Raw genomic sequence first — 26,097 nt, forward strand, 5'->3', positions numbered from 1 at the left:
TTCGTACGGCTCGGTCGTGGACTGCGGCGTACGGCCGCTCTCTCCTGATGTTCCCCGGTGTGGGCTGGCGTTTCGTTTTTGCACCGTGCGATGATCCAGGCCCGCGAGAGGAAGAGGCGATCGTGAGCGGTGCCGGGGCGGGCAGCGGCGGAACGCCGGACGAGGTCTGGCAGAAGTTCCTGACGGACAGCGAGGACGCCATACGGGCCTCCGCGCCCCGGGAACCCTCGGCGCGGGACCGGACACCGGGGTGGCGGCCGCCCCCCGCGGCCACCGGACCGACCGAGGCGGTCGGGGAGCTGTGGCGGCCGGACGACACCGAACCGGAGCCGGCCTGGCGGGAGCTGGACGGGCGGGGGCGGCTGCGCCGCGTCGCCCGGGTGCTGGTCACGGCGGCGGCGGTGGTCGTCGCGCTGACGGTCTGGTCGCAGCTGACCAGTGACTCGCAGGCGCCGTCCGGTGGCCCCGGCGACAGCCTGGTGGAGCGGCTGGAGAATGCCCCGGCCGGTCTGCCCACGGCGGCGCCCGCGCCGGCCGCGGTGCCGGAATCCGCGACGGCCGGCTCCACGGCGACGGCGACGGTATCGGCCGCGGTATCGGCCACGGCCACGGCTTGGACGGTCGGCTGACGTTTCCCGTGGGCGGGTGGGTCAGGCGCTGCGGCGGCCTGATGCCGTCTTCTTGGCGGCGGACTTCTTCGCGGGGGTTTTCCTGGCAGCCGATTTCGCGGTCGACTTCGCCGTCGACTTCGCCGTCGGCTTCGCAGTCGACTTCGCCGTCGGATTCTTTGCGGTCGCCTTCTTGCTGGTCGGCTTCTCGGTGGTCGACGTTCCGGCGGTCGACTTCCCGGCCGTGGTCTTCTTCGGCTTCGGCTTGGTGTCCGGCTCGGGTGTCGCCTTCGCCGCCGGCTTGCGGCGCGGCAGTTCCCGTACCTCCGCGTCCTCCTCGCCCCGCGACTCCCGGGCCGCCCGCACGCTGTTCTCCAGGGCCGCCATCAGGTCCAGCACCTTGCCGGAGGCGGCCGGGCGCGGGGTCTGTGGCGGGGCCTCGCCGGCCGACTTGGCGGCGATGACCTCCTCCACCGCCTCCCGGTACTCGTCGTGCAACTCCGTCAGGTCGATCTCGCCGAGGGTGTCCATCAGGGCGTCCGCCAGGTCCAGTTCCTGGTCGCGGACGGTGACGTCGGTGTCGGGGGCGACGCCCTCGGGGGCGCGTACCTCGTCCGGCCAGAGCAGGCCGTGCATGGCGATCGCGTCGTCGACCACGCGCAGCATGCCGAGCCGTTCGCGGCCGCGCAGCGCGTACTTGGCGATGGCCACCCGGTTGCTGCGCTTGAGCGCCTCGCGCAGCAGGGTGTACGGCTTGGCGGCCGGGGCGCCGCTCGCGGCCAGGTAGTACGCGGAACTCATCTGGAGCGGGTCGATGCGGTCCTCCGGCACGAAGGCCACGATCTCGATGGTCCGCGCGGTCGGGATGGGCAGGGCGGACAGGTCCTCGTCGGTGATCGGGACGATCGAGCCGTCCGCGTCCTCGTAGCCCTTGCCGATCTCCGCCTGGGAGACCTCGCGGTCCTCCAGTTCGCACACCTTACGGTAGCGGATGCGGCCGCCGTCCTCCGTGTGGATCTGGCGGAAGGAGATCGCGTGGTTCTCGGTCGCGTTCACCAGCTTGATCGGGATGCTGACCAGGCCGAACGAGATGGCGCCGTTCCAGATCGATCGCACGTGCAGCACCTTTCCGGGAGCTGACCACACAGGGCGGTACGTACCTTTTCTGTGAGATTCTCATCGTATGGCGCCTATCACCGAGGTGGAGGGGCGGCGGGTGGCCCTCAGCAACCTGGACAAGGTGCTGTATCCCGCGACCGGCTTCACCAAGGCCGAGCTGCTGCACTACTACGCGACCGTGGCGGGCGTGCTGCTGCCGCATCTGCGGGACCGGCCGGTGTCGTTCCTGCGGTATCCGGACGGGCCGGACGGGCAGGTCTTCTTCGCCAAGAACGTGCCGCCGGGTACGCCCGACTGGGTCACCACGGCCGAGGTGCCGAGGTCGGCGGGGCCGGCCCGGATGGTGCTGGTGCAGGACCTGGCGAGTCTGATGTGGGCGGCGAATCTGGTGACCGAGTTCCATACCCATCAGTGGGTCGCCGACGATCCGGGCGAGGCGGACCGGCTGGTGTTCGACCTGGACCCGGGGCCGCCGGCCAGTGTGGTGCAGTGCTGCGAGGTCGCCCGGTGGCTGCGGGAGCGGCTGGCGGCGGACGGGATCGCGGCGTACGCCAAGACCTCCGGGGCGAAGGGGCTGCATCTGCTGGCCGGGGTGCGCGGGGCGTCGTCGGAGCGGGTGTCGGAGTACGCGAAGGCGCTGGCGGTGGAGGCGGAGCGGGCCATGCCGGAGCTGGTGGTGCACCGGATGACGCGGAGTCTGCGGCCGGGGAAGGTGTTCGTGGACTGGAGTCAGAACGCGGCGCGGAAGACGACGGCCGCGCCCTACACCGTGCGGGCGCGGGCCCAGCCGGGGGTGTCCGCGCCGGTGACCTGGGAGGAGGTGGCGGGGTGCCGGGAGCCGCGGGAGCTGGTCTTCCTGCCCGGTGACCTGCCGCCGCGGCTGGCGGCGCACGGTGATCTGCTGGCGCCGTTGTTCGACCGGCGGGGGGCGGGGACGCTGCCGTGACGGCGCCCCGTCCTGATGGTCCCTACAGTCGCTCCCACGTGTTCCGGTCCCGGGCCAGCGCGTGCAGGGCCGCCACGTCCGCCGGTTTGAGGACGCCGCCGGGGCGGGCGAGGTGGGGCAGGTCGGTGTCCGGCAGGACCCGGAGGTCGCGGGGTGGTGGGTCGGTGAGCGCGAGGTCGGCCGGGGCGACCAGGGCGAGGACCGGGCGGACCTCGGCGGTCAGCGCGTAGGAGGCGCGGTCGGCGTCGGCGCGGACCCGGCGCAGCAGCGGGCGCGGCTCGTGCCGGCCCAGCGTGACCAGCGGGTCGGCGACCCGGACCCGGGCCTTGCGGGCGTACAGGGTGTGGACGGCGAACAGGCCGCCGGGGCCGATCAGCAGGTGGTGGACGCGGTCGCCGCCGGGCAGCGGGATGGAGTGCAGGGTGTGCCAGCCCGCGCCGTCGAGCCGGTCGAGGGCCTCCCCCACCGTCTGTTCGGCGGTCAGGGCGCGGCGGCGCGGGTCGGGGCGCAGGCGGCGTGCGGGGCCGGGGGCGCGGTCGAGGGCGACGAGGAGGGCCTCGCCGGGGCGGTTGGGGGCGAGGTCGTCGTCGGGGTGCAGGGAGAGGCGGGCCAGTTCGGCGGGGGTGGGGGCGGGGGGCGGGCCGACCGTCACCGGGCCGGTGAGGAAGGGGGCCAGCGCGTCGAGGACGTCGGCCTCGTGGTGGTCGCTCAGCAGGTTGACCCGGGCCGTCTCGCGGTCGTACCAGGCGATGTCGCGGCCGTCCGGGAGACAGACGTAGAGCCGGTCCTGGCCGGGCCGGCGGGCCGGCCGGACGCGCAGTCGGGTCATGCGTCATCACCCCCCGACCATGGGAACAGGCGGGGTGCTCCGGGGGCAAGAACCCGGTTACCTTTGAGGGGAGTTGCGCCCGCGGGGCAGGCCCGTCGGACGTGAGGGCGGGGAGGCAGCGTTGCGCACCCGGGGGAACCAGCCCGACGTACCGGTTCCGGACCGTCCGTGGAGCGAGATCGTGCCGGGGCTGTGGATGGGCGGGCACGAGTACCGCGTGGGGGCCGGGCAACTGGCGTTCGCCTCGGTGGACGAAGAGTTCGATCTCGTACAGACGCTGCTGCGGCTGCCCGGACACGGGCCGGCGGCGGGGGTGGCGCACCAGGTGTGGCCGATCCCGGACGGCCCGCTCGACGGGACGCAGCTGGCCGGGGTGATGCGGCTGGCGCAGGCCGCGTGTGCGGCGCTGGACGAGGGGCGGCGGGTCCTGGTCCGCTGTTACCACGGGTACAACCGGTCCGGTCTGGTCGTCGCGCACGCGCTGGTGCGGCGGGGGGCCGGCGCGGACGAGGCGATCCGGCTGATCCGTGCCCGGCGGTCGCCGTGGGCGCTGCACAACGAGCTGTTCGTGGAGTATCTGCGGGCCGGGCTGCCCACGGTGCGGCTGCTGGAGGAGCTGGCCGAGTAGGGCACCGGCACGGCCTCGCGAATGGCGCAGTGCGACGGGCGGGGCCCTGCCGGCGATCCTAATGTGGCGATTGGTCAGGTTTGACTGGCCTGACTGGCCTGACCGGCCCGGCTCTCACCCCTGGAGGTCGCCCCATGTCCCGCACCCCGCGTTCGCCCCTCGCCCGCCGGCTCGCCATAACGGCCGCGGCCGGCGCGCTCGTCACCGCGGCGGCCGTCGCGCCCGCCGTCGCCGTGGACGGCGACTGGGGCGATGACGACCCCGGCCGCAGCAGCTACCACGGGGACGGCGGCGGCCACGAGCAGGGCCGGTACCGCGGCGTCGTCACCGCCGACCGGCTCGCGCTGCGCGGCGCGCCCAACCGCGGCTCCGAGATCATCCGCTACGCCCACCGGGGCGAGACCGTCCACATCTACTGCAAGACCGGCGGCGAATCCGTCCAACGCAACCCCATCTGGTACCTGCTGACGGACGGCACCTGGGCGTGGGGCGCGGCCCGGTACATCGACAACGTCGGCCCCGCGCCGCGCTGGTGCTGATGCATGCCGCGATGCATGCCGCGAGCCCCGCGAAGCCGACCATTGGGTAAGTTCCGGACATGATGAAGGCCGGAACCGGACCCGGACCCGGGCTCACCGTGGCGGCGGCGGACGCGCCCGCTCCCGTCGCCCGCCGCCCCCGGCGCCGTGGCGTCGAACTCGCCCTGATCGTGCTGGCCGTCCTGCTGTCGGTGTGCGGCTACTGCGCCGTGGGCCTCGCCCAGCACGGCACCCTCCCGCCCGGCGCCGCCGGTTACGGCGCCGGGCTCGGCGTGCTGGCGCTGCTGGCGCATCTCGCGGTGCGGCTGCGCGCGCCGTACGCCGATCCGCTGCCGCTGCCCATCGGGGTGCTGCTCAACGGCCTGGGCGCGGTGCTGATCTACCGGCTGGACCTGGAGACACCGGGCGACCGGGCCGCCCCCACCCAACTGGTGTGGTCCGCGCTCGGCATCGCGCTGTTCATCGTGATCGTGCTGATCCTGCGCGACCACCGCATACTCCAGCGCTACACCTACGTCTGCGTGGTCGCGGCGCTGGTGCTGCTGACGCTGCCGATCCTGTTCCCGGCGGTGAACGGGGCCCGGATCTGGCTCCGGATCGCCGGGTTCTCCATCCAGCCGGGCGAGTTCGCGAAGGTGCTGCTCGCGGTGTTCTTCGCCGCGTACCTGGCGGCGAACCGGGGCGCGCTGGCGTACGCGGGCCGCCGGGTGTGGCGGCTGCGACTGCCCACCGGCCGGGTGCTCGGCCCGATCGTCGCGGTCTGGCTGGTCAGTGTGGGGGTCCTGGTCCTGGAGCGGGACCTCGGCACCTCGCTGCTGTTCTTCGGCCTGTTCGTGGTCATGCTCTACGTCGCCACCGGCCGCACCGGCTGGATCGCGCTCGGCCTGCTGCTCGCCGCGGTCGGCGCGGTCGCGGTGGGCTGGCTGGAGCCGCATGTGCACAGCCGGGTGGCGGACTGGCTGCATCCGTTCGCGTCCATCGAGGCCGGGCAGGGCCCGAACCAGCTCGCGCAGTCGCTGTTCGCGTTCGGCGCGGGCGGGGTCACCGGCAGCGGGCTCGGGCTCGGCCACTCGGTGCTGATCGGTTTCGCCGTCAAGTCGGACTTCATCCTGGCCACCGCCGGGGAGGAGCTGGGCTTCCTCGGGCTGTCCGCGATCTTCCTGCTGTACGGGCTGCTGGTGGAGCGCGGCTTCCGGGCGGGCCTCGCGCTGCGCGACCCGTTCGGGCGGCTGCTGGCGGTGGGGTTGGCGACGCTGGTGGCGCTCCAGGTGTTCGTGATCGCGGGCGGGGTGACGGGGCTGATCCCGCTGACCGGGATGGCGATGCCGTTCCTGGCGCAGGGCGGCTCCTCGGTGGTCACCAACTGGGCGATCGTGGCGCTGCTGATCCGGCTGGGCGACTCCGCCCGGCGGCAGGTGGCGGACCCATGACCCGCAACATCCGGCACGCCGCCTTCTTCTGCCTGCTGCTGCTGGCCGCGCTGCTGGTGAACGCGGCCCGGGTGCAGGTGGTGCGGGCCCCGGAGTACGACGCGAACCCGGCCAACCGGCGCCCCGACATCGCCCGCTACCAGCAGCCGCGCGGCGACATCCTGGTCGGCGGCCGGCCGGTCACCGGGTCCCGGGACACCGGCGAGCACCTGCGTTTCGAGCGGACCTACGCGGACGGGCCGATGTGGGCGCCGGTCACCGGTTTCGCCTCGCAGGAGTACGGCACGACGCTGCTGGAGCACGCCGAGGACGGGCTGCTGTCCGGCGCCGACCCGATGCTCGCGCCGCTGCCGCTGTGGAACGACGTCACCGGCTTCCGCAACCCGGGCGGCGACGTGCTGACGACGCTGCACCCGGGAGCGCAGCGGGCGGCGTACCGGGGGCTGGGGCGGCGTACCGGGGCGGTGGCGGCGATCGAGCCGGCCACCGGGCGGATCCTGGCGCTGGTGTCCACGCCGTCCTACGACCCCGGGGAGCTGTCCGGGAACGGGGCGGCCGCGCTGCGGACCTGGCAGCGGCTGAACGACGACCCGCGGCGGCCGATGCTGAACCGGGCGGTGCGGCAGACCTACCCGCCGGGGTCGACGTTCAAGGTGGTCACCGCGGCGGCGGCGCTGGACGCGGGGGTGGTCACGGACCTGGACGCGGCCACCCGCTCGCCCGAGCCGTACACCCTGCCCGGCACCCGGACCCGGCTGACCAACGAGGCGGCGGGCTGCGCGGACGCCTCGCTGCGGGAGGCGTTCGAGCGGTCCTGCAACACGGTGTTCGCCAAGCTCGGCGTGGACGTGGGGGTGGACGCGCTGGCGGCGACGGCGGCCGGGTTCGGCTTCAACGACGACGGGCTGCGCATCCCGTTCGCCGTGGCCCGCTCCACCTTCGACACCTCGGTGGACCGGGCGCAGCTCGCGCTGTCGGCGATCGGGCAGTACAACACCCGGGCCACACCGCTCCAGATGGCGACGGTGGCGGCGGCGGTGGCGGGCGGGGGGCAGGCGCGGGCGCCGTACCTGGTGGAGCGGACGACGCGGGCGGGCGGCGGGATCGTGTCGACGGCCGGGTCGCGGCCCGCCCGGCAGGTGATGCGGCCGTGGACGGCGATGCGGCTGAAGGAGCTGATGACCGGGGTGGTGGAGAGCGGCACGGGCGGCAACGCGGCGATCCGCGGGGCGACCGTGGGCGGCAAGACCGGTACCGCGCAGCACGGCGTCGGCAACTCCGGGACGCCGTACGCGTGGTTCGTCTCCTGGGCGCAGGGCGAGCGGGACCTGGAGCCGAAGGTGGCCGTCGCGGCGGTGGTGGAGGGCACGGCGGCGGACCACGGGGAGGTCAGCGGGGGCGGTCTCGCGGCGCCGGTGGCGCGGGCGGTGATGGCGGCGGTGCTCGAGGGATGAGCGGCCTGGGGCTCAGCGGCGGCGGTCGATCGCGGTGAGGTCGAGGTCGACGGGGAAGGGGACGGTGAGCTTGATGCGGTTGTGGAAGATGCCGGTGGGCGCGTAGGAGCGGGTCGCGGGGTCGAGTTCGTAGACGTAGGCCACAGCGAGGCCGTCGCCCCTCGGTTCGATCCGCCAGAGGTGGCTGATGCCCGCGCGCGCGTACTTGAGCGGCTTGGCCTCGCGGTCCCGGTCGACCGAATCCTCGGAGACCACCTCGGCGACCAGGATGACGTCCGCGGGCAGCAGCCGCGTCTCCTTGGGGCCCGGATCGGCGCCGGCTCGGGCCACCAGTACGTCGGGTTCGAGCCGGTTGCGGTCGTCGAGTGTCACCGTGAAGCGCGCGTACACCTCCAGGCCGTCCGGCACCCCGTCGGCAGGGTCCGGTGCGGCAGCCCGACCGCGCGCGCGTGGAAGGCGGTCTGCGGGCACGCGAAGACCAGGCTCCCGTCGATCAGTTCCGTGTGTGCGGGCAGGTCGGGCAGCTCGTCCAGGTCGTCCGCCAGCCAGCCGCCCTCCGGTGGGCGAGGCCACTGGTGGTCGGCGTCCAGCCCGTAGTCGCGCGCGGTGCTCATGCGGGCAGCGTAGCCAGGGCGTACCGGCTTCCCATCTTTACTCGCGGTCAACAAGTTCCGTCCAAGGGATTGACGCGCTTGCTGACGAGCAGTCTTATAAGGGGAAGTAACCACGGGTAACCCGTACGCCGAGTACGACGAGGTACGACGAGGTGGGACAGCCATGACGACCCTGACGGAAGCCGACGCGCTCGACGGTCTGCGCGACGCGCTCGGCCTGCTGAAGGACCGGGAGCAGGTGGCCGAACGGCTGCTCGACTCTTCCGCCAAGCACTCGTTCGACCCGGACAAGGAGCTGGACTGGGACGCGCCCTTCGAGGACGGCAAGTGGTACTGGCCGCCGGAGCTGGTGTCGCTGTACGACACCCCGCTGTGGAAGCGGATGAGCGAGGAGCAGCGCGTCCTGCTCTCCCAGCACGAGGCGGCCGCGCTGGCCTCGCTCGGCATCTGGTTCGAGCTGATCCTGATGCAGCTGCTGGTCCGGCACATCTACGACAAGTCCGCGACCAGCGCGCACGTGCGGTACGCGCTGACCGAGATCGAGGACGAGTGCCGGCACTCCAAGATGTTCGCCCGGCTGATATCGCGCGGCGGCACGCCGTGGTACCCGGTGAGCCCGGTCCACCAGCACCTGGGGCGCCTGTTCAAGACGGTCTCCACCACCCCCGGCTCCTTCACCGCCACCCTGCTCGGCGAGGAGGTGCTGGACTGGATGCAGCGGCTGACCTTCCCCGACGAGCGCGTGCAGCCGCTGATCCGGGGCGTCACGCGGATCCACGTGGTGGAGGAGGCCCGGCACGTCCGGTACGCCCGTGAGGAGCTGCGCCGCCAGATGGTGACCGCGCCGAAGTGGTCGCAGGAGTTCACCCGGATCACCTCCGGGGAGTTCGCCCGGGTCTTCTCGATCGCCTTCATCAACCCCGAGGTCTACACGAACGTGGGACTGGACAGGCGCGAGGCGCTCGCTCAGGTGAAGGCCAGCGGCCACCGCAAGGAGATCATGCAGACCGGCGCGAAGCGCCTGACCGACTTCCTGGACGACATCGGCGTGCTGCGCGGCGCCGGGCGGCGGCTGTGGAAGTCGTCCGGGCTGCTGGCGTAACGGAAACGGGCGGGGACGGGCGGTCCGTACCGGTTAGTCTGCGGGTCATGACCCCGCAGGCTCCCACCCCCGCCTACCGTCGGCTCAGTGTCGAGGAGCGGCGCGTGCAACTGCTCGACGCCGCGCTCACCCTCTTCGCCCACCGGCCGCCGGAGGAGGTGTCGCTCGACGACGTGGCGGAGCAGGCCGGGGTCTCCCGACCGCTGGTGTACCGGTACTTCCCCGGCGGCAAGCAGCAGCTCTACGAGGCCGCCCTGCGCTCGGCCGCCGACGAGCTGCGGCTGTGCTTCGACGAACCCCGCGAGGGTCCGCTGCTCGCCCGGCTCACCCGCGCCCTGGACCGCTACCTCGCCTTCGTCGACGGGCACGACACCGGCTTCAGCGCGCTGCTGCGCGGCGGCAGCGTGGTGGAGACGTCCCGGACCACGGCCATAGTGGACGGCGTACGCCGGGCCGCCGCCGAGCACATCCTGAGCCATCTGCGGGTGGACGGACCCGGGCCCCGGCTGCGGATGACGGTCCGGATGTGGATCACGGCGGTGGAGGCCGCCTCGCTGATCTGGCTGGACGAGGAGAAGCAGCCGCCCCTGGCGGAACTGCGGGACTGGCTGGTGGAGCAGTTCGTGGCGGTCCTGTCGGTCACCGCCCGGCGCGACCCGCAGACCGCCGCGCTGGTCGAGGCGCTCGCGGCGGAGATCTGACCCGGGCGCCGCGCGGCACCCGCCCGTCACCGCCGGCGCGCGGCACCCGCCCGTCACCGCCGCCGCGCGGCACCCGCCCGTCACCGCCGCCGCGCGGCACCCGCCGGGTACCACCGGCGCACGGCGCACACTGGTGGGGTGAAGAGCGAAGACACCCCCTTCGAGGGCGGCCCGATGGACGGCCGGGTGCTGCCCGTGCTGGTGGGGATGACCGGGCAGCCGCCGAAGACGTACCGCATCCCGGTGCCCGGCACCGACGGCCGGCCGCCGACCGTACTGGTGTACCGGCGGGTCCCCCGGGCGGACGGCCCCCGGCTCGGCTTCGCCCGCTGGAAGTACGTCCACGCGCCCGAGGGCGCTCCCCGCTCCGGTCCCCGCTGGCCCTGGTCGAGGCCCGGCGCCGCGCCGGGCGGCAAGCCGGACGACGCCGACGGGTGACGTCGTTGCGCCGGGCGGCGCACACTCCGCGCGCGAAGCCGCGGCCCGCGCCCGATGCTCGCCGTGCGGAGCGGACGGGCCGCCCCGCAGCGGAGGTGATGACATGTCAGGAAGCCTGCTCCGTCTGGTGTGTACGGCGGCGGTGGCGGCCGGGATCGTCCTCGCGCCCCTGCCCGCCGCGGCGGAACCGGAGGGCGGCGAGCGGTCCGTCGCCGAGCTGCTGACGGACCTTCAGCGCCGGTACCGGGAGGCCGAGCAGGCCACCGAGACCTACAACGGCACCGCGGCGAAGCTGAAGCGGCAGCGCGCGACGGTCCGCCGCCTCGACGCCGAGCTGGCCCGGACCCGGGCCACCCTGCGCGACAGCCGGGGCGCGGCGGCCCGGCTGGCCCGGCAGCAGTACCAGAACAGCGGCACCGGCCTCTCCCCCTACCTGCGGCTGCTGCTGGCCCGCGACCCGCAGCGCGCCCTCGACCAGGGCCATGTGATCGGCCGGCTGGCCCGGGACCGGGCCGCGACCGTCGACCGGCTCACCGGCGGCGAGCGGAAGGCCGGCGAGCTGGCCCGCCGGGCCCGCGCCGCGCTCGACGCCCAACTCGCCCTCGCGGCCCGGCAGAAGGCGCAGCGGGACGTCGTACGCGACCGGCTGCGGGACGTGGAGGAGATGATCGCCTCGCTGGACGCCGGGCAGCTCACCGCGCTGGCCGCCGCCGAGGAGAAGGGGACCGCGAAGGCGCAGCGGCGGCTCGTGGCGTCCGGGGCGCTCGGCGACGGCGACGGCAAGCCGTCCGCCGGGGGCGACCGGGCGCTGCGCTTCGCCGTCGAGCAGCTCGGCAAGCCGTACGAGTGGGGTGCGCAGGGGCCCGGGTCCTACGACTGCTCGGGGCTGACCTCGGTGGCCTGGCAGCGGGCCGGGACACCGATCCCGCGCACCAGCCAGGAGCAGTGGGCCCGGCTCAAGCGGGTCCCGCTGGACCAGCTGCGCCCCGGTGACCTGGTCGTCTACTTCCCCGAGGCCACCCATGTGGCGATGTACCTGGGCGCCGGAAAGGTGGTCCAGGCGCCGCGGCCGGGCGCCGCGGTGAAGGTGTCCCCGCTCGCGGCCAACCCGGTGCTGGGCGCCGTCCGCCCCGACCCGGACAGCCGTCCCGTGGCACGGTACGCGCCGCCGCGGCTGCCCGCGGGGGCGGCGGACGGGTCGGACGCGGGGTACGGGGCCGCTTACGCGCCAGCCGCGCCGGAGACCTCCATCAGGTAGCCCTCGGTCTTCCTCGGGTCGTAGAAGAAGTTCTCGAAGTCGGCGGGGTCGTCGAAGCCGTTGGCGAAGCGGTCGGCGGCCGGCTGGATCTCGCCGGCCGCGCCGATCAGGTTCAGGACGTGCTCCGGGGGCGGGGCCAGCATGGCGTTGGTCCACTTGGTGACGTGCCGCGCGGTCTCCCAGTACCGGTCGAAGGTGGCCCGCATCCACGCCTCGTCGAACTCCCGTTCGCCGTGCGCCAGGATCGAGGCGAGGTAGGCGGCGGCGCACTTGGCGGCCGAGTTGGCGCCCTGGCCGGTGATCGGGTCGTTGGCCACGACCACGTCGGCGACGCCCAGCACCAGGCCGCCGCCGGGGAGCCGGCCGACCGGGTTGCGGACGGTGGGGGTGTAGCGGCCGGCCAGGGTGCCGCCGGCGTCGGTCAGTTCGACCCGGGTGGCCCGCGCGTACTCCCAGGGGACGTACCGCTCCATGAGTTCCAGGGTCAGGGAGAGGTGTTCCGCCGGGTCGCGGACGTCCTTGAAGACGTCCAGCGGGCCGCCGGGGATGCCCTCCAGGAAGAGGATGTCGGCGCGGCCGGAGGTGGTGAACGTCGGCATGACGAACAGTTCGCCGACGCCGGGCACCAGGTTGCAGCGGACCGCGTCGAAGTCGGGGTGCTCCGGGCGCGGGGCCAGGCCGTGCACGTAGGCGACGGCGAGGGCGCGCTGCGGCTCGGTGTACGGGGAGCGCTCCGGGTCCCGGGCGAACATCTGGACCAGCTCGCCCTTGCCCGCCGACACCAGGACCAGGTCGTACGTACGGGAGAAGTAGTCGAGGTCGCCGACGGCGGCGCCGTGCACGACCAGTTGGCCGCCGCGCTGGGCGAAGGTCTCCATCCAGCCGGCCATCTTCACCCGCTGGTCGACGGACTGGGCACAGCCGTCCAGCCTGCCGACCCAGTCGATGGCGCGCTGGGCGGGGCCGGGGTCGTGCGAGCCGGGGGCGGCGACCGAGACGCCGAGCCCTTCGATCCGCGGGACCTGGGTCTCCCAGAAGTTCAGGGAGAGGTCGCGCTCGTGCTGGAGCGCGGTGTGGAACATGACCTGCGTCGACATGACCCGGCCGGTGCGGATCTCGTCGGCGGTCCGGTTGGACATGAGGGTGACCTCGTAGCCGTGCGACTGGAGGCCGAGGGCGAGCTGGAGACCGGACTGACCGGCTCCGACGACGAGTATCTTCCGCATGCGGGGGTTTCCGCCTCCTATTCGGGGGTTTCGTCCAGCGCGTGGCCGACCAGGGTCAGGAGCGTCTCGACCACGGAGATACGGCGCCGCGCGTCCATGATCATGACAGGTATGTGCCTGGGCACGGTCAGCGCCTCCCGTACGTCCTCCTCGTCGAACCGCTCACTGCCCTCGAAGTGGTTCACCGCCACGACATACGGCAGTCCGCAGCTCTCGAAGTAGTCCAGCGCGGGCCAGCTGTCCTTCAGACGGCGGGTGTCGGCCAGCACGACGGCGCCGATCGCGCCGCGCACCAGGTCGTCCCACATGAACCAGAACCGCTGCTGGCCCGGGGTGCCGAACAGGTAGAGCACCAGGTCGTCGTCGAGGGTGAGGCGGCCGTAGTCCATCGCCACGGTGGTGGTGAGCTTGTCGGGGGTGGCGGAGAGGTCGTCTACGTCCTCGCTGGCCCGGGTCATCAGCGCCTCGGTCAGCAGCGGCGGGATCTCCGAGACGGCGCCGACCAGTGTGGTCTTGCCGACCCCGAAGCCGCCCGCGATCACGATCTTCGTGGCGACGGGGGCGCGGTCGGTGTTGGTCTCCCAGGGCCGCAGCGGCTCGTCGACCACGGCGGTGCCGGAGACGGCGGTGTCCGAGACTGCGGTATCAGAGACGGCGGTGTCGGAGACGGCGGTATCAGAGACGGCGGTATCAGAGACGGCGGAGTCCACTCAGCACCCTTTCCAGCAGAGCGCGGTCCGGGCGGCCTGTGCCATGGCCGGTTCCGGTGCCGTACACACGGATCTTTCCCTGGTCCGCGAGGTCGCTGAGGAGCACCCGGACCACGCCGAGCGGCATCCTCAGCAGCGCGGCGATCTCGGCCACCGTGCGCATCCGGCGGCACAGTTCGACGATGGCCCGCATCTCCGGCATCACCCGGGACAGCGGCGTCTTCGTCAGTTCCCTGCGGTCGTCGGCGGCCTCCAGCGCGGCCGGGCCGGTGGCGCCGACGAAGGTCTCCACCAGCAGGACGTGGCCGAAGCGGGTCCGGCCGCCGGTGAGCGAGTACGGGCGGACCCGGGCGGGCCTGCGGCCACTGCCGCGCACGGGCAGTTTGTTCGTCGGGCCTCGGCTCATCGGGGACTCCCGGCCGCCGCGGACTCCACCGACTGCCGCAGCTCGTTCCTGAGCTCCGGGGTCAGCACATGGCCGGCCCGGCCCACGAACAGCGCCATGTGGTACGCCACCACGCTCATGTCGCAGTCGGCGGCGCCGTGCACGCCGAGCAGCGAACCGTCGCTGATCGACATCACGAACAGGCTGCCCTCGTCCATCGCGACCATCGTGTGCTTGACGGCACCGAAGTCCATCAGCTTCGCGGCGCCGACGGTCAGGCTGCCGATGCCGGAGACGACGGTGGCGAGGTCGGCGGCGGAGCCGCGCGGGCCGGTGGTGGACCGGCCTCCGCTCCGGCGGGCCGCCTCGTTGCTCTCCTGGTCGGAGGAGAGCAGCAGCAGGCCGTCGGAGGAGACCACCGCGACGGAGAGGATGCCGGGGACCTCCTCGACGAGATTGGTGAGCAGCCAGTGCAGGTTGCGGGCTTCACTGCTCAGGCCGAAGGTACTGGGCGCGGTCAACTGCTTGCCTCCTCGACAGTGCCCCCCGTGGATTCTTCGGTGCGGTCCGGTGTGGCGTCCGGCGCGTCGGGCCGGGTGGTGGTGGTCTGTTCGGTTTCGGCGATCTCGGCCGCCACCTCGCGCCGTCCGGCCTCCGCGCCCTTGCGGAAGCCGCCGAGGCGGCGGCGGAGCTCGTCGGCGTCCACCGCGCCGGTGCGGGGGCGGGGGGTCGACGCGGGGGTGCTGATCCTCGGGGTCCGCTTGGGGAGGCCCTTGTCGGTGACCGGATCTTCGCCGTCGCCATCGCCGTCGACATCGCCATCGCCGCCGACATCGCCGTTGTCGTCCGCTTGCGGTTCGGCGCCCTCGTCGGGGGCGCGGTCGTGGGCGGGTTCGGCTTCGGGAGCCGGGGCCGGGATCAGCAGTTCCATGGTGATCTCGGAGACGGGCTCCGCGGACGCCGGGGACTCCGACGGCTCCGGGGACTCCGACCGCCGTACCGCCTCCTCCGCGAGCGACACCAGCGGGTCGCCGCTTGCGCGGTCCTCACCGCTCTCCGAGCGGCCCTGGAGAACGTTGGAGTTGGCCTCCGCGTCCGCGCCCGGCAGTGCGAAGCCCGCCGTGCCGTCGGCGGCGGGCACCGCCGGGGGTGCGGCGACCGGCGGGCCCTCGGCGAGCAGCGGCAGGGGTACGACCACGACGGCCGCCATGCCGCCCTGCTGCTGCTCGCGTAGCCGCACCCGGGCGCCGTGCCGGTGGGCGAGGCGGGCCACGACGTACAGGCCGAGACCGAGACCGCTCTCGTCCTCCTCGCCCGCCTCGCCCGCCTCGCCCCGAGGCTGCTCGTAGGGGGCCTCGGGGTCGAAGTCGGTGAGCCGGGCGTTGAGCCGCTCCAGCCGGTCCTGTTCCATGCCGATGCCCTCGTCCTGGACGGAGAGCATCACCTCGCCGTTCTCCAGCAGCCAGCCGGAGACCTCGACGGGCCGGTCCGGCGGCGAGAAGGAGGTGGCGTTCTCCAGGAGTTCGGCGAGCAGGTGGGACAGGTCGTCGGCGGCGAACCCGGCCACGTGCGCGTGCGGCGGCAGCGCGGCGATGCGGACCCGCTCGTAGCGCTCGATCTCGCTGACGGCGGCGCGCACCACGTCGACCAGCGGCACCGGTCCGGCGGTGTGCCGGCCGTGTTCGGCGCCGGCCAGCACGAGGAGGTTCTCGCTGTGCCGGCGCATCACGGTGGCGAAGTGGTCGAGCTTGAACAGGGTGGCCAGGCGGTCCGGGTCCTGCTCCCGCTCCTCCATCGACTCGATGACGCCGAGCTGGCGTTCGACCAGGCCGAGGGTGCGCAGTGCCAGGTTGACGTAGGTGGAGCCGACGCTCTGGCGGACCTGCTCCAGCCGGGCGGCGGACTCGGCGAGTTCGGCGCGCAGTTCCTCGCGGGCGTCGGCCATCTTCTGCCGCTGGCCGACCAGGTGCTTGCGGTCGGACTCCAGGGTGGTGACCCGCTCGGCCAGGGCGACGGCGTGCGCGTGCAGGGCGTTGACCGAGCGGACCGCCTTGGCGAACTCGTCGTTGCGGCCGGTGAAGGTGAGCGGTTCCTCGGCGGCCGGGTGCTCGGCCTCGGCGAGCCGGGCGGTGCCCCGGCGCAGTACCGACAGCGGGCGGGTGAGGCTGCGGGCCAGCGCGGTGGCGACGCCCACGGCGATCAGGATCAGCGCACCGAGCACGGCGATCCGGATCTCCAGCGCGGTGACGTCGTCGTCGCGCAACTGGGCCAGGTCCGTGCTGCGCCGCTCGTAGAGAGCGGACTCGGCGCCGCGCATGGCGTCGACCCGGGCCCAGAGCGCGGCGGACAGCTTGGTGACACTGGTGCCGAGGTCGTCGTCGGAGAGCGTCGGCTGGTCGGTCAGGGCGGCCAGGTACTTCTCGGCGCTGTCCACCTCGGGCCCGGTGACGGTGGCGTCGTAGCGCTCCTTGGCCGGCTCGGGGGCGCCCTCGCGGAAGTCGGCCAGGGCGGCGTCGGAGCGGACCCGGGCCTCCTGGGCGGCGGCGGCCAGCGCGGCGCGGGTCTTGGCGTCGGCGTCCGAGGTGGTGTTGGTCTCGGTGGGCAGGCCGGTGATCGGGTCGTACGAGGTCTGGGTACCGCTCGGCACGCTGAGCGCGGCGAGCAGCAGGCCGCGGGCGGCGGCGGCCTGCTGGACGGCGGAGTCCAGCTCGGCCAGCGCGTACGCCCCGGCGCCCGCGCGGGGCGGCATCTGCTCGGCCAGCTGTTCGGCGAGGCCGTGCAGTTCGGTGATGGCGGTGGAGTACGCGTCGTGCGCCTCCAAGGCGCTGGACTTGCCGGTGAGCGCGGCCCGGCGCAGCGCGGCGACGGCGTCCAGGTCCGCGCGCAGGGCGGCGGGCAGGTCGGGGTCGGCACGCAGTTCCTCGACCTGGCGGTCGACGCGCTTGCCGCGCTGCTCCGAGGGCGCCTTGGACTCGGGCCGGCCGGCGGCGATGTAGGGGGTGACCTCGTCGCGTTCGTCGGCCAGCGAGTGGGCCAGGGTGAGCGCGTCCTGGGTCTGCTCGGCGCGGGTCACCAGGTCCTGGGCGTCGCTGAGCTGCTCGGATGCGGTGATGACCGAGGGCGCGCCGGCGCCGGCGATCGCGGCGGCCACCACCAGGACGGCGACGATCAGCCGGTTGCGTACGTGGGTGGGCCGGCCCCGGCCCACGGTGGGGGCCACGACGGCCGGGGCGGGGGTCGCCGCGGGGTCCGGGGCGGGGGTGACGGGGGAGGTTCGCTCCGTACCCCCGGCGGGGGCCGTCTGCTTGCCTGTGCGACGAGGCCGCGTCTTCTGCACCGGTGCTCGCATTCCTGACTCGTGTACCCGTGGGGCCGGGTGGCGCTCCGTCAACCGGCCGGCCGGCCCGTACGTCCGTCTTCACGTCCGTGTTCGATCCGTACGGCCGTCTTCATCCGTCGACCGTGCCGGGCGCGCCGTCGGCCGTGGTCGGACGGGGCGGGACCCCCACCGGCTCCCGACCCTCCCAGTGCCCATGGGCACCGGGTGTGCAACACCTGGCCCGCCACCCGAAGGAGTGAACCCCGGAGGCGAGTTGGGGAGCAAGTTCCCGTGGCATGTTCGACGGGCTTGCCCCGGGGGCCGGTTGGACGTTCCCGGCGGGGCGGTGGCAGGATGTGCCGCCACGTGCCGCCGGAGTGCGGTATTCCGCCCCAAATCAGGCGCCTGACCTGCACGGCGGTGACGAAATCAGGCCACCGGCCGACACCTTGCGCCGGTCGTGAAGGACTCGTGCAGACTGATCGGATGCGTACGGATCTGGTCTCCGAACCCAGCACCTCCCGGCTGCCCAACGAGGACTTCGCGAGCGTCGCCCTCCCGGCCTCCGGACGGGGCGGCGTGGTGGTGCTGCTGGACGGGGTGACACCGCCGAAGGACGCGACGGGGTGCGTGCACTCGGTGCCGTGGTTCACCGCGCGCCTCGGCGGGGCACTGACCGAACTGACCGTTTCACTCCCGGATGTTCCTCTCGCCGACGCGCTGTCCCGCGCCATCGCGGTTACCGCCGAGGCGCACGCCAAAACCTGTGACCTTTCTCACCCGCGAACGCCGCAGGCGACGGTGGTCCTGGCCCGCTGGTCGCCGGCGCGGGTCGAGTACCTGCTGCTGTGCGACTCGGCGCTGCTGGTCGAGGCGCCCGACGGCACGGTCACGGCCCGCCTGGACGACCGGCTGGCCCGGCTGCCGCGCGCGGCCCGCGCCACGGACGCGCTGGTGGACGCGGACCTGCGGAACAAGGAGGGCGGCTTCTTCACGGCGGCGGCCGACCCCGCGGTGGCGGCGCGCGCGGTGACGGGGGAACTGCCGCGCGACGAGGTGCGGGCGCTGGCGGCGCTGAGCGACGGGGCGACGCGGTGGGTGGAGAAGTTCGGCGCGGGCGACTGGCCGGACCTGCTGCGGATCGTCCGCAAGGAGGGCGCCCAGCGCCTGGTGGACCGGGTGCGGGAGCTGGAACGGGCCGACACGGAGCGGGCGTTCCTGGGGCGCAGCAAGACGCATGACGACGCGACGGTGGTCTACGTGGAGTTGTGAAGGGGGCTTCGGAGTTCCCGCAGGGCACCGGCCCCGCGCCGGCTCACCTCGCCATCCCCCGGCTCACCTCGCCATCCCCCGGCTCACCTCGCCATCCCCCGGCTCACCTCGCCATCCCCCGGCTCACCTCGCCATCCCCCGGTTCAGCTCGTGCAGCAGCCGGGCCAGTTCGGACACCTCCCGGGGGTCCCAGTCGGCGAGGCGGCCGGCGTAGCGGGCCCGGCGGGCCTCGCGGACCCGGCGGACCCGGTCGCGGCCCTCCGGGGTGAGGTCGACCAGCCAGGCGCGGCCGTCGGCCGGGTCGGGCTCCCGGGCGATCAGCCGGAGCTCCTCCAGGGCGCGCAACTGCCGGGACATGGTCGCCTTGCCGACGCCGATGTAGGCGGCCAGCTCGGTGGCCCGCTGCCCGCCGCACTCCCCCAGCCGCACCAGCAGCCCGTACGCGGAGGACTCCAGGTCCGGGTGGACCTCGCGGGCCATCTCCGCCTGGTTGCCCCGGGCCCGGCGCAGCAGCACCGTCAGCTCGCGCTCCAGGGCGAGGAAGCCGGGCTGGTCCACGTCCTTGCCGGCCGCCTCGGATTCAGCTTGCCGTCCGCCGCCGTTCCCGTTCTCGTGCACGTCAGTCCCTGCCTCGGTTTTCCCGGTCCTGAAAGTTTCCGCCGTACGCCGCCATCGCCGCAGTTCGGCAAGTATTTCGCAGGCTTGGACCAACGGCGGCTGCCGGACCCTCTTCCGGCGGCGGGTCTACGTGCGTAGCGTCTGCCGCGCGCACCCGCAGTGGCATGTTCACACCACTCTCGAGCACCACGAGCCTCGGAGGCCCGTCATGCCCGTGCACAGACCCGGTCCGGCCCGCGGCCGGCGCCTCGCCGCCGTCGGCGCCCTGCTCGCCGCCTTCTCGCTCCTTCTCGCCCTCCCCTCCGCCGCCGCCGACACCCCGGTCCGCGGCTCCGCGTACCTGGGCATGGGGGTCCCGGCCCACGACGGGGAGCACGGCACGCCCGTCCCCGGTGACGCCACCCAGACCGAGGGCGTCGACGTCTCCAGCCACCAGGGGAACGTCGCCTGGTCGACGCTGTGGAGCAGCGGCGTCAAGTGGGCCTACGCCAAGGCCACCGAGGGGACGTACTACACGAACCCGTACTTCGCCCAGCAGTACAACGGCTCCTACAACGTGGGCATGATCCGCGGCGCGTACCACTTCGCCACCCCGGACACCACCAGCGGCGCCGCCCAGGCCAACTACTTCGTCGACCACGGCGGCGGCTGGTCCCGGGACGGCAGGACGCTGCCCGGCGTGCTGGACATCGAGTGGAACCCGTACGGGGCCTCCTGCTACGGCAAGACGCAGAGCCAGCTGGTCAGCTGGATCCGCGACTTCCTGACCACCTACAAGGCGCGCACCGGCCGGGACGCCGTCATCTACACGGCGACCAGCTGATGGACCGAGTGCACCGGCGACCACAGCGGCTTCGCGACCGCCAACCCGCTGTGGGTGGCCCGGTACGCCTCGGCGGTGGGGACGCTGCCGGCCGGCTGGTCGTACTACACGATGTGGCAGTACACCTCGTCCGGACCGACGGTCGGGGACCACGACAAGTTCAACGGCGCGCTGGACCGCGTGGTCGCGCTCGCCAACGGCTGAACACCGCGCGGGGCCCCCGGCAGGCAGCCGGGGGCACCGCGCCCGTCCGTCAGGCCGCGACCGGCACCTCGCTGGTGGCCGGTGCCAGCGCCAGTTCCAGGACCTGGCGGACGTCCGAGACGGCGTGGACGTCGAGCTTGTCCAGGATCTCGGCCGGGACGTCGTCCAGGTCGGGTTCGTTGCGCTTGGGGATGATCACCGTGGTCACCCCGGCGCGGTGCGCGGCGAGCAGCTTCTGCTTCACCCCGCCGATCGGCAGGACGCGGCCGGTCAGTGAGACCTCGCCGGTCATCGCCACGTCGGTGCGGACCAGCCGGCCGGACAGCAGGGAGGCGAGGGCCGTGGTCATGGTGACGCCCGCGCTCGGGCCGTCCTTGGGGACCGCGCCCGCCGGGAAGTGGATGTGCACGCCCCGGTCCTTCAGGTCGGCCACCGGCAGTTCCAGTTCGGCGCCGTGCGAGCGCAGGAAGCTCAGGGCGATCTGCGCACTCTCCTTCATCACGTCCCCGAGCTGTCCGGTCAGGGTCAGGCCCGCCGCGCCGGTCTCCGGGTCGGCCAGCGACGCCTCCACGTAGAGGACGTCGCCGCCCGCTCCGGTGACCGCGAGGCCGGTGGCCACGCCCGGCACCGAGGTGCGGCGCTCGGCCGGGTCCTGGGCGGACTCGGGCACGTGGTGCGGCCGCCCGATCAGGTCCCGCAGGTCGTCCGCGCCGACGGTGAACGGCAGCTTCCGCTCGCCCAGTTCGTGCTGGGCCGCCACCTTGCGCAGCAGCCGGGCGATGGACCGCTCCAGGGTGCGCACGCCCGCCTCCCGGGTGTACTCCCCGGCCAGCCTGCGCAGCGCGCCCTCGTCGATCGTCACCTCTTCGCTGTCCAGGCCGGCCCGCTCCAGCTGGCGCGGGAGCAGGTGGTCGCGGGCGATGACGACCTTCTCGTCCTCGGTGTAGCCGTCGAGCCGGACCAGCTCCATGCGGTCGAGCAGGGCTTCCGGGATGGCCTCCAGGACGTTGGCGGTCGCCAGGAACACCACGTCGGAGAGGTCGAGTTCGACCTCCAGGTAGTGGTCGCGGAAGGTGTGGTTCTGGGCCGGGTCGAGGACTTCGAGGAGGGCCGCCGCGGGGTCGCCGCGGAAGTCGGAGCCCACCTTGTCGATCTCGTCCAGGAGCACCACCGGGTTCATCGAGCCGGCCTCCTTGACCGCCCGCACGATCCGGCCGGGCAGCGCGCCGACGTAGGTACGGCGGTGGCCGCGGATCTCGGCCTCGTCGCGGACGCCGCCGAGGGCGACCCGGACGAACTTGCGGCCCATCGCGTGGGCGACGGACTCGCCGAGGCTGGTCTTGCCGACGCCGGGCGGGCCGACCAGGGCCAGCACCGCGCCGCCGCGCCGGCCGCCGACGACGCCGAGGCCCCGGTCGGCGCGGCGCTTGCGGACGGCCAGGTACTCGGTGATCCGCTCCTTCACGTCCGCCAGGCCCGCGTGCTCGGCGTCCAGGACCGACTGGGCGCCCTGGATGTCGTACTCGTCCTCCGTCCGCTCGTTCCACGGCAGTTCCAGGACCGTGTCCAGCCAGGTGCGGATCCAGGAGCCCTCGGGCGACTGGTCGCTGGCGCGCTCCAGCTTGTCGACCTCCTTGAGGGCGGCCTCGCGGACCTTCTCCGGCAGGTCGGCGGCCTCGACCCGGGCCCGGTAGTCGTCGGACTCCTCGCCCTCCTGGTCGCCGTTGAGCTCGCGCAGTTCCTTGCGGACGGCTTCGAGCTGGCGGCGCAGCAGGAATTCGCGCTGCTGCTTGTCGACGCCCTCCTGGACGTCCTTGGCGATGGTCTCGGCGACGTCCTGTTCGGCGAGGTGCTCGCGCAGCTGGGCGGTGGCCAGCTTGAGGCGGGCCACCGGGTCGGCGGTCTCCAGGAGTTCGGTCTTCTGGGCGGTGGTCAAGAACGGCGAGTAGCCGGAGTTGTCGGCGAGCGCCGAGACGTCCTCGATGGCCTGGACCCGGTCCACCACCTGCCAGGCGCCGCGCTTGCGCAGCCAGGCGGTGGCCAGCGCCTTGTACTCCTTGACCAGTTCGGTCACCTGGCCCGGCAGCGGCTCGGGCACGGTCTCGTCGATCCGGGTCCCCTCGACCCACAGCGCGGCGCCGGGGCCGGTGGTGCCGGCGCCGATCTTCACCCGGCCGCGGCCGCGGATCAGCGCGCCGGGGTCGCCGTCGGCCAGCCGGCCGACCTGTTCGACGGTGCCGAGCACGCCGGTGCTCGCGTAGGTGCCGTCGACGCGGGGCACCAGCAGGACCTTCGGCTTGCCGGGCTCGTCGCGGGCGGCGGCCTGCGCGGCCTCCACCGCGGCCCGGACCTCGGCGTCGTTCAGGTCGAGCGGGACCACCATCCCGGGCAGCACGACCTCGTCGTCGAGCGGCAGCACGGGCAGGGCGAGCGATGTGAACGGCGTGGACTCAGCAGCCATGATCTCCCCTTCGGCAGTCAAGTTGAGTTGCTTGCACTCAAGTACATCGACTCAATGCCCGGGAGACGCCGGATGTTCCCCGCCCGGCGTTCGCTGTGAGCGATCAAGGCCCACGAGACGCCGGACGGCGGATGTCAGGATGCCGGGATGTCGGTCCACGCAATTCCCGAACCCCCGGTGGTCCTGGACCGCCGCGAGGGGCCGTACGGCGAGGTCGTGCTGCGCAGGCACGGCGAACTGCTCCAGATCATCGCCAACGGCTGCTTCCTGATGGACACCTCCGACGGGCGCTCGGAGCGGCTGCTGGTCGACGCGGCGCTGGCGGCGCTGCCCGCGAGGCGCGCGGACCCGCAGGTGCTGATCGGCGGCCTGGGCGTCGGCTTCTCGCTCGCGCACGCCGCCGCCGACCCCCGCTGGGGGCGGATCACCGTGGTCGAACGCGAACCGGCCGTCATCGGCTGGCACCGGGACGGCCCGCTGTCCGCGCTGACCCGCGAGGCACTGGCCGACCCGCGCACGGAGATCGTCGAAGCCGACCTCGTCGCGTACGTCAATGAGACATCCGACACACACCCCGCCAGCTACGACGCCCTGTGCCTCGACATCGACAACGGCCCCGACTGGACCGTCACCGAGGGCAACGAAGGGCTCTACGGACCGTCCGGACTGGCGGACTGCGCACGGCTGTTGAGGCCCGGCGGAGTACTCGCCGTGTGGTCCGCGCAGCCCTCCCCCCTTTTCGAAGAAACCTTGCGTAATGCCGGGTTCCAGCAGGTGCGTACCGAAGAGATCCGCGTTGCCCGGGGCGTTCCGGACGTCGTGCACATCTGCGTCGGACCTGGATAGCAAAGGCCCGGTGACTCCCCGTACGCTGCTGCTCTGACGCGGTTCATTCAAGCGTCGAGCGCAGTCATGGGATCACCCCACGGATTCCGTAAAGCACACCTCAGGGGCGGGCGATGGAGCAGACACACACCTCCCACAACGGCACGGCGACCGCTACGCAGGGCGCGCAGCGCCGGGTGCTGGTGGTGGAGGACGACCAGACGATCGTGGACGCCATCGCGACCCGCCTGCGCGCCGAGGGTTTCCTGGTGCAGACGGCGGGCGACGGTCCGGCCGCCGTCGACACCGCCGAGGCCTGGCAGCCCGACCTGCTGATCCTCGACATCATGCTGCCCGGCTTCGACGGCCTGGAGGTCTGCCGCCGGGTGCAGGCCGCCCGCCCGGTGCCGGTGCTGATGCTCACCGCGCGCGACGACGAGACGGACATGCTGGTCGGGCTCGGCGTCGGCGCCGACGACTACATGACCAAGCCGTTCTCGATGCGCGAGCTGGCCGCCCGGGTGCACGTGCTGCTGCGCCGCGTGGAGCGGGCCGTGGTCGCCGCCTCCACCCCGCGCAGCGGCATCCTGCGGCTGGGCGAACTGGAGATCGACCACGCGCAGCGCCGGGTGCGGGTGCGCAGCGAGGACGTGCACCTCACGCCGACCGAGTTCGACCTGCTGGTGTGCCTGGCGAACACGCCGCGCGCGGTGCTCTCCCGGGAGCAGTTGCTGGCCGAGGTGTGGGACTGGGCGGACGCCTCCGGCACCCGGACCGTCGACAGCCACATCAAGGCGCTGCGCCGCAAGATCGGCGCCGAGCGGATCCGCACCGTGCACGGGGTGGGCTACGCGCTGGAGACCCCGACGCCATGAGTGCGGGGCGGCAAGCCGCGCGGCGGAGCAGCGGTCCCCGGTCCGCCGGGGAGCCCTGGGGCGGCGTACGCCCGTTCTCGATCAAGACCAAGCTGGGCGCGCTGGTCGTCACCTCGGTGCTGATCACCACCGGACTGTCGGTGATCGCCGTGCACACCAAGACCGAGCTGCGCTTCATCACGGTGTTCTCGATGATCGCCACGCTGCTGATCACGCAGTTCGTGGCGCACTCGCTGACCGCGCCGCTGGACGAGATGAACGCGGTGGCCCGGTCCATCTCGCACGGCGACTACACCCGCCGGGTCAGCGAGAACCGCTGGGACGAGCTGGGCGACCTGGCCCAGACGATCAACCACATGGCCGACGACCTGGAGGCCCAGGACCGGCAGCGCAAGGAACTGGTGGCTAACGTCTCGCACGAGCTGCGCACCCCGATCGCGGGTCTGCGCGCCGTGCTGGAGAACATCGTCGACGGGGTCACCGAGGCCGACCCGGAGACCATGCGCACCGCGCTGCGGCAGACCGAGCGGCTCGGCCGGCTGGTGGAGACCCTGCTGGACCTGTCCCGGCTGGACAACGGCGTGGTGCCGCTGCGCACCCGCCGCTTCGAGGTGTGGCCGTACCTGTCCGGGGTGCTGAAGGAGGCCAACATGGTCGCCTCGGCCCGCGCGGGCATCGCCTCCGGCTCCGGCAACCACACCCGCAGCGACGTCCATCTGCGGCTGGACGTGGAGCCGCTGAGCCTGACCGCGCTGGCCGACCCGGAACGCATCCACCAGGTGGTCGCCAACCTGATCGACAACGCGGTCAAGCACAGCCCGCCGCACGGCCGGGTGACGGTGAAGGCGCGGCCGGGCGGGCTGCCGGACTCGCTGGAGCTGGAGGTGCTCGACGAGGGCCCGGGCATCCCCAGGTCGGAGTGGCACCGGGTGTTCGAGCGGTTCAACCGGGGCGCGGTGACCCGGCCGCACGGTCCCGGCAGCGACGGCGGCACCGGGCTGGGCCTGGCGATCGCCCGCTGGGCGGTGGACCTGCACGGCGGCCGGATCGGGGTGGCCGAATCCGAGCGCGGCTGCCGGATTCTTGTCACTCTCCCGGGCCTGTCTTCGACGCCGAGTTGACGTAGGGTGCTCATCGGAGCCACATGATCCACAGACGTTCGCGCTGACGGACACGTGTGATCAGGCGGAGGCCCGCGCCCACGGGGCGCCGGGCCCGCTCGAGCCTTCCCTCCTGACGCGGAACCACGCTTGTTTCCCGCCATTTCCAGCGCCGAAACACCTGCCGCGATGTGACTTACACGACGATGGCCCGGCCCGGCCTGACCTTCTCGCTCTTGGAGGCGTAGCCTTTATTCCCGCTGTCCATCACCTTGTGAAGCGGAAGAGGGCGGTTGCCGCCGTGTCGCCACAGTCCCCCAGTAACTCGAGCATCTCGACCGACACCGACCAAGCGGGGAAGAACCCCGCCGCAGCGTTCGGTGCCAATGAGTGGCTCGTAGACGAGATCTATCAGCAGTACCTCCAGGACCCGAATTCGGTCGACCGAGCCTGGTGGGACTTCTTCGCCGACTACAAGCCGGGGGCGCCCGCCACCCCTGCCGCGTCGGGTACCGCGGCCGCGGGGGCCGCGGAGACCCCCGCGCCGGCTCCACAGGCCGCCCAGGCACCCGCCCCGGCCCCGGCTCCGGCCGCCGCCCCGGCGCAGCCCGCC

General features: G+C 73.3%; 24 protein-coding genes and 2 pseudogenes. 16 read left to right on the top strand and 10 right to left on the bottom strand.

Translation table 11 applies throughout. The features are described 5' to 3' along the window. Positions 1-122 precede the first annotated feature (122 nt). Entirely contained in the window at positions 123-629 is a 507-nt protein-coding gene (locus tag ACTT8P_RS07960) for a hypothetical protein (RefSeq protein WP_442830821.1), read from the top strand. Between the two features lie 21 nt (positions 630-650). On the opposite strand, the gene ku is transcribed toward ACTT8P_RS07960, so the two are convergent. Continuing rightward, on the bottom strand, positions 651-1,724 hold the full coding sequence (gene ku / locus ACTT8P_RS07965; protein WP_442830822.1) for a non-homologous end joining protein Ku: 1,074 nt from the start codon (positions 1,722-1,724) through the stop codon (positions 651-653). A 67-nt stretch (positions 1,725-1,791) separates the two neighbouring features. On the opposite strand from ku, the gene ligD reads away from it, so the two are divergent. Next, positions 1,792-2,673, top strand: coding sequence for a non-homologous end-joining DNA ligase (ligD, locus tag ACTT8P_RS07970; RefSeq protein ID WP_442830823.1), 882 nt, complete (start codon positions 1,792-1,794; stop codon positions 2,671-2,673). Between the two features lie 22 nt (positions 2,674-2,695). Here the strand turns inward: ligD and ACTT8P_RS07975 are convergent, their stop codons facing one another. After that, the gene (locus ACTT8P_RS07975; RefSeq protein ID WP_442830824.1) at positions 2,696-3,502 is read right to left on the bottom strand and encodes a nuclease-related domain-containing protein; all 807 of its coding nucleotides are present in this window, start codon (positions 3,500-3,502) and stop codon (positions 2,696-2,698) included. Between the two features lie 121 nt (positions 3,503-3,623). On the opposite strand from ACTT8P_RS07975, the gene ACTT8P_RS07980 reads away from it, so the two are divergent. From ACTT8P_RS07980 to ACTT8P_RS07995, 4 genes are all read left to right on the top strand, one after another. Further along, on the top strand, positions 3,624-4,130 hold the full coding sequence (locus ACTT8P_RS07980) for a protein-tyrosine phosphatase family protein (protein ID WP_442830825.1): 507 nt from the start codon (positions 3,624-3,626) through the stop codon (positions 4,128-4,130). A gap of 134 nt (positions 4,131-4,264) precedes the next feature. After that, positions 4,265-4,669: an SH3 domain-containing protein gene (locus tag ACTT8P_RS07985; protein WP_442830826.1), complete on the top strand. Its 405-nt coding sequence runs from the start codon at positions 4,265-4,267 to the stop codon at positions 4,667-4,669. 59 nt (positions 4,670-4,728) lie between these two features. Beyond that, a complete protein-coding gene (locus ACTT8P_RS07990; protein ID WP_442830827.1) occupies positions 4,729-6,099 on the top strand; it encodes an FtsW/RodA/SpoVE family cell cycle protein in 1,371 nt (456 codons plus the stop codon). Next, on the top strand, positions 6,096-7,553 hold the full coding sequence (locus ACTT8P_RS07995) for a penicillin-binding transpeptidase domain-containing protein (RefSeq protein WP_442830828.1): 1,458 nt from the start codon (positions 6,096-6,098) through the stop codon (positions 7,551-7,553). Before ACTT8P_RS07990 ends, ACTT8P_RS07995 begins: the two co-directional genes overlap by 4 nt. 12 nt (positions 7,554-7,565) lie before the next feature. On the opposite strand, the pseudogene ACTT8P_RS08000 reads toward ACTT8P_RS07995, so the two are convergent. Next, a pseudogene (locus ACTT8P_RS08000) lies at positions 7,566-8,167 on the bottom strand (Uma2 family endonuclease). A 163-nt stretch (positions 8,168-8,330) separates the two neighbouring features. Between ACTT8P_RS08000 and ACTT8P_RS08005 the strand changes: the two are divergent. From ACTT8P_RS08005 to ACTT8P_RS08020, 4 genes are all read left to right on the top strand, one after another. Then, positions 8,331-9,269, top strand: a complete 939-nt coding sequence (locus tag ACTT8P_RS08005; RefSeq protein WP_442830829.1) for an AurF N-oxygenase family protein — start codon at positions 8,331-8,333, stop codon at positions 9,267-9,269. Positions 9,270-9,316: 47 nt separating this feature from the next. Next, positions 9,317-9,970 (top strand): TetR/AcrR family transcriptional regulator, encoded by a 654-nt coding sequence (locus tag ACTT8P_RS08010; protein WP_442830830.1) that lies wholly within the window; start codon positions 9,317-9,319, stop codon positions 9,968-9,970. 138 nt (positions 9,971-10,108) lie between these two features. Continuing rightward, positions 10,109-10,408, top strand: a complete 300-nt coding sequence (locus ACTT8P_RS08015) for a hypothetical protein (protein WP_442830831.1) — start codon at positions 10,109-10,111, stop codon at positions 10,406-10,408. A gap of 103 nt (positions 10,409-10,511) precedes the next feature. Continuing rightward, positions 10,512-11,666, top strand: coding sequence for an NlpC/P60 family protein (locus ACTT8P_RS08020; protein ID WP_442830832.1), 1,155 nt, complete (start codon positions 10,512-10,514; stop codon positions 11,664-11,666). Here the strand turns inward: ACTT8P_RS08020 and ACTT8P_RS08025 are convergent. The 5 genes from ACTT8P_RS08025 to ACTT8P_RS08045 all read right to left on the bottom strand — a co-directional run bounded on the left by ACTT8P_RS08025 (position 11,630) and on the right by ACTT8P_RS08045 (position 17,336). After that, positions 11,630-12,892 carry a styrene monooxygenase/indole monooxygenase family protein gene (locus tag ACTT8P_RS08025; protein WP_442830833.1) on the bottom strand — a complete coding sequence of 421 codons (1,263 nt, stop codon included), beginning with the start codon at positions 12,890-12,892 and terminating at the stop codon, positions 11,630-11,632. The genes ACTT8P_RS08020 and ACTT8P_RS08025 overlap by 37 nt on opposite strands. Positions 12,893-12,909: 17 nt before the next feature. Then, positions 12,910-13,500, bottom strand: a complete 591-nt coding sequence (locus ACTT8P_RS08030) for a GTP-binding protein (RefSeq protein WP_442830845.1) — start codon at positions 13,498-13,500, stop codon at positions 12,910-12,912. Positions 13,501-13,582: 82 nt separating this feature from the next. After that, a complete protein-coding gene (locus tag ACTT8P_RS08035; protein WP_442830834.1) occupies positions 13,583-14,008 on the bottom strand; it encodes a DUF742 domain-containing protein in 426 nt (141 codons plus the stop codon). After that, the gene (locus tag ACTT8P_RS08040; RefSeq protein ID WP_442830835.1) at positions 14,005-14,508 is read right to left on the bottom strand and encodes a roadblock/LC7 domain-containing protein; all 504 of its coding nucleotides are present in this window, start codon (positions 14,506-14,508) and stop codon (positions 14,005-14,007) included. The genes ACTT8P_RS08035 and ACTT8P_RS08040 overlap by 4 nt, the downstream gene beginning before the upstream one ends. Next, positions 14,505-17,336: a sensor histidine kinase gene (locus tag ACTT8P_RS08045; RefSeq protein ID WP_442830836.1), complete on the bottom strand. Its 2,832-nt coding sequence runs from the start codon at positions 17,334-17,336 to the stop codon at positions 14,505-14,507. The genes ACTT8P_RS08040 and ACTT8P_RS08045 overlap by 4 nt, the downstream gene beginning before the upstream one ends. Before the next feature lie 456 nt (positions 17,337-17,792). Here ACTT8P_RS08045 and ACTT8P_RS08050 point away from each other — a divergent pair, with 456 nt between their 5' ends. Continuing rightward, positions 17,793-18,578: a hypothetical protein gene (locus tag ACTT8P_RS08050; protein WP_442830837.1), complete on the top strand. Its 786-nt coding sequence runs from the start codon at positions 17,793-17,795 to the stop codon at positions 18,576-18,578. A gap of 123 nt (positions 18,579-18,701) precedes the next feature. Here the strand turns inward: ACTT8P_RS08050 and ACTT8P_RS08055 are convergent, their stop codons facing one another. Further along, complete coding sequence (locus ACTT8P_RS08055; protein ID WP_442830838.1) at positions 18,702-19,196, bottom strand: MarR family winged helix-turn-helix transcriptional regulator; 495 nt, start codon at positions 19,194-19,196, stop codon at positions 18,702-18,704. A gap of 208 nt (positions 19,197-19,404) precedes the next feature. Between ACTT8P_RS08055 and ACTT8P_RS08060 the strand changes: the two are divergent. After that, positions 19,405-20,223, top strand: a pseudogene (locus ACTT8P_RS08060) (lysozyme). A gap of 49 nt (positions 20,224-20,272) precedes the next feature. Here the strand turns inward: ACTT8P_RS08060 and lon are convergent. Further along, on the bottom strand, positions 20,273-22,684 hold the full coding sequence (gene lon / locus ACTT8P_RS08065; protein ID WP_442830839.1) for an endopeptidase La: 2,412 nt from the start codon (positions 22,682-22,684) through the stop codon (positions 20,273-20,275). Between the two features lie 147 nt (positions 22,685-22,831). Here lon and ACTT8P_RS08070 point away from each other — a divergent pair, with 147 nt between their 5' ends. The 4 genes from ACTT8P_RS08070 to ACTT8P_RS08085 form a co-directional block, all read left to right on the top strand. After that, on the top strand, positions 22,832-23,530 hold the full coding sequence (locus ACTT8P_RS08070) for a spermidine synthase (protein WP_442830840.1): 699 nt from the start codon (positions 22,832-22,834) through the stop codon (positions 23,528-23,530). A gap of 113 nt (positions 23,531-23,643) precedes the next feature. Next, positions 23,644-24,384: a response regulator transcription factor gene (locus tag ACTT8P_RS08075; RefSeq protein ID WP_361161436.1), complete on the top strand. Its 741-nt coding sequence runs from the start codon at positions 23,644-23,646 to the stop codon at positions 24,382-24,384. Then, positions 24,381-25,505 (top strand): HAMP domain-containing sensor histidine kinase, encoded by a 1,125-nt coding sequence (locus ACTT8P_RS08080; protein ID WP_442830841.1) that lies wholly within the window; start codon positions 24,381-24,383, stop codon positions 25,503-25,505. Before ACTT8P_RS08075 ends, ACTT8P_RS08080 begins: the two co-directional genes overlap by 4 nt. A gap of 280 nt (positions 25,506-25,785) precedes the next feature. Beyond that, a partial coding sequence (locus tag ACTT8P_RS08085) for a 2-oxoglutarate dehydrogenase E1 subunit family protein (RefSeq protein WP_442830842.1) occupies positions 25,786-26,097 on the top strand: 312 nt, incomplete at its 3' end.

Origin of the sequence: Streptomyces sp. JW3, from assembly GCF_052216785.1 — a bacterium.
Lineage (GTDB): Bacteria > Actinomycetota > Actinomycetes > Streptomycetales > Streptomycetaceae > Streptomyces.

Excerpts from the sequence above, each read along its gene's own strand:
- lon (WP_442830839.1), bottom strand. The coding sequence starts at position 22,684 with ATGGCTGCTGAGTCCACGCCGTTCACATCGCTCGCCCTGCCCGTGCTG.
- ACTT8P_RS08080 (WP_442830841.1), top strand. The coding sequence starts at position 24,381 with ATGAGTGCGGGGCGGCAAGCCGCGCGGCGGAGCAGCGGTCCCCGGTCC.
- ACTT8P_RS08050 (WP_442830837.1), top strand. The coding sequence starts at position 17,793 with ATGCGTACGGATCTGGTCTCCGAACCCAGCACCTCCCGGCTGCCCAAC.
- ACTT8P_RS08070 (WP_442830840.1), top strand. The coding sequence starts at position 22,832 with ATGTCGGTCCACGCAATTCCCGAACCCCCGGTGGTCCTGGACCGCCGC.
- ACTT8P_RS08005 (WP_442830829.1), top strand. The coding sequence starts at position 8,331 with ATGACGACCCTGACGGAAGCCGACGCGCTCGACGGTCTGCGCGACGCG.
- ACTT8P_RS08035 (WP_442830834.1), bottom strand. The coding sequence starts at position 14,008 with ATGAGCCGAGGCCCGACGAACAAACTGCCCGTGCGCGGCAGTGGCCGC.
- ACTT8P_RS08025 (WP_442830833.1), bottom strand. The coding sequence starts at position 12,892 with ATGCGGAAGATACTCGTCGTCGGAGCCGGTCAGTCCGGTCTCCAGCTC.
- ACTT8P_RS08045 (WP_442830836.1), bottom strand. The coding sequence starts at position 17,336 with ATGCGAGCACCGGTGCAGAAGACGCGGCCTCGTCGCACAGGCAAGCAG.
- ACTT8P_RS08075 (WP_361161436.1), top strand. The coding sequence starts at position 23,644 with ATGGAGCAGACACACACCTCCCACAACGGCACGGCGACCGCTACGCAG.
- ACTT8P_RS08020 (WP_442830832.1), top strand. The coding sequence starts at position 10,512 with ATGTCAGGAAGCCTGCTCCGTCTGGTGTGTACGGCGGCGGTGGCGGCC.
- ligD (WP_442830823.1), top strand. The coding sequence starts at position 1,792 with ATGGCGCCTATCACCGAGGTGGAGGGGCGGCGGGTGGCCCTCAGCAAC.
- ACTT8P_RS07985 (WP_442830826.1), top strand. The coding sequence starts at position 4,265 with ATGTCCCGCACCCCGCGTTCGCCCCTCGCCCGCCGGCTCGCCATAACG.
- ACTT8P_RS08010 (WP_442830830.1), top strand. The coding sequence starts at position 9,317 with ATGACCCCGCAGGCTCCCACCCCCGCCTACCGTCGGCTCAGTGTCGAG.
- ACTT8P_RS07975 (WP_442830824.1), bottom strand. The coding sequence starts at position 3,502 with ATGACCCGACTGCGCGTCCGGCCGGCCCGCCGGCCCGGCCAGGACCGG.
- ACTT8P_RS07990 (WP_442830827.1), top strand. The coding sequence starts at position 4,729 with ATGATGAAGGCCGGAACCGGACCCGGACCCGGGCTCACCGTGGCGGCG.
- ACTT8P_RS07995 (WP_442830828.1), top strand. The coding sequence starts at position 6,096 with ATGACCCGCAACATCCGGCACGCCGCCTTCTTCTGCCTGCTGCTGCTG.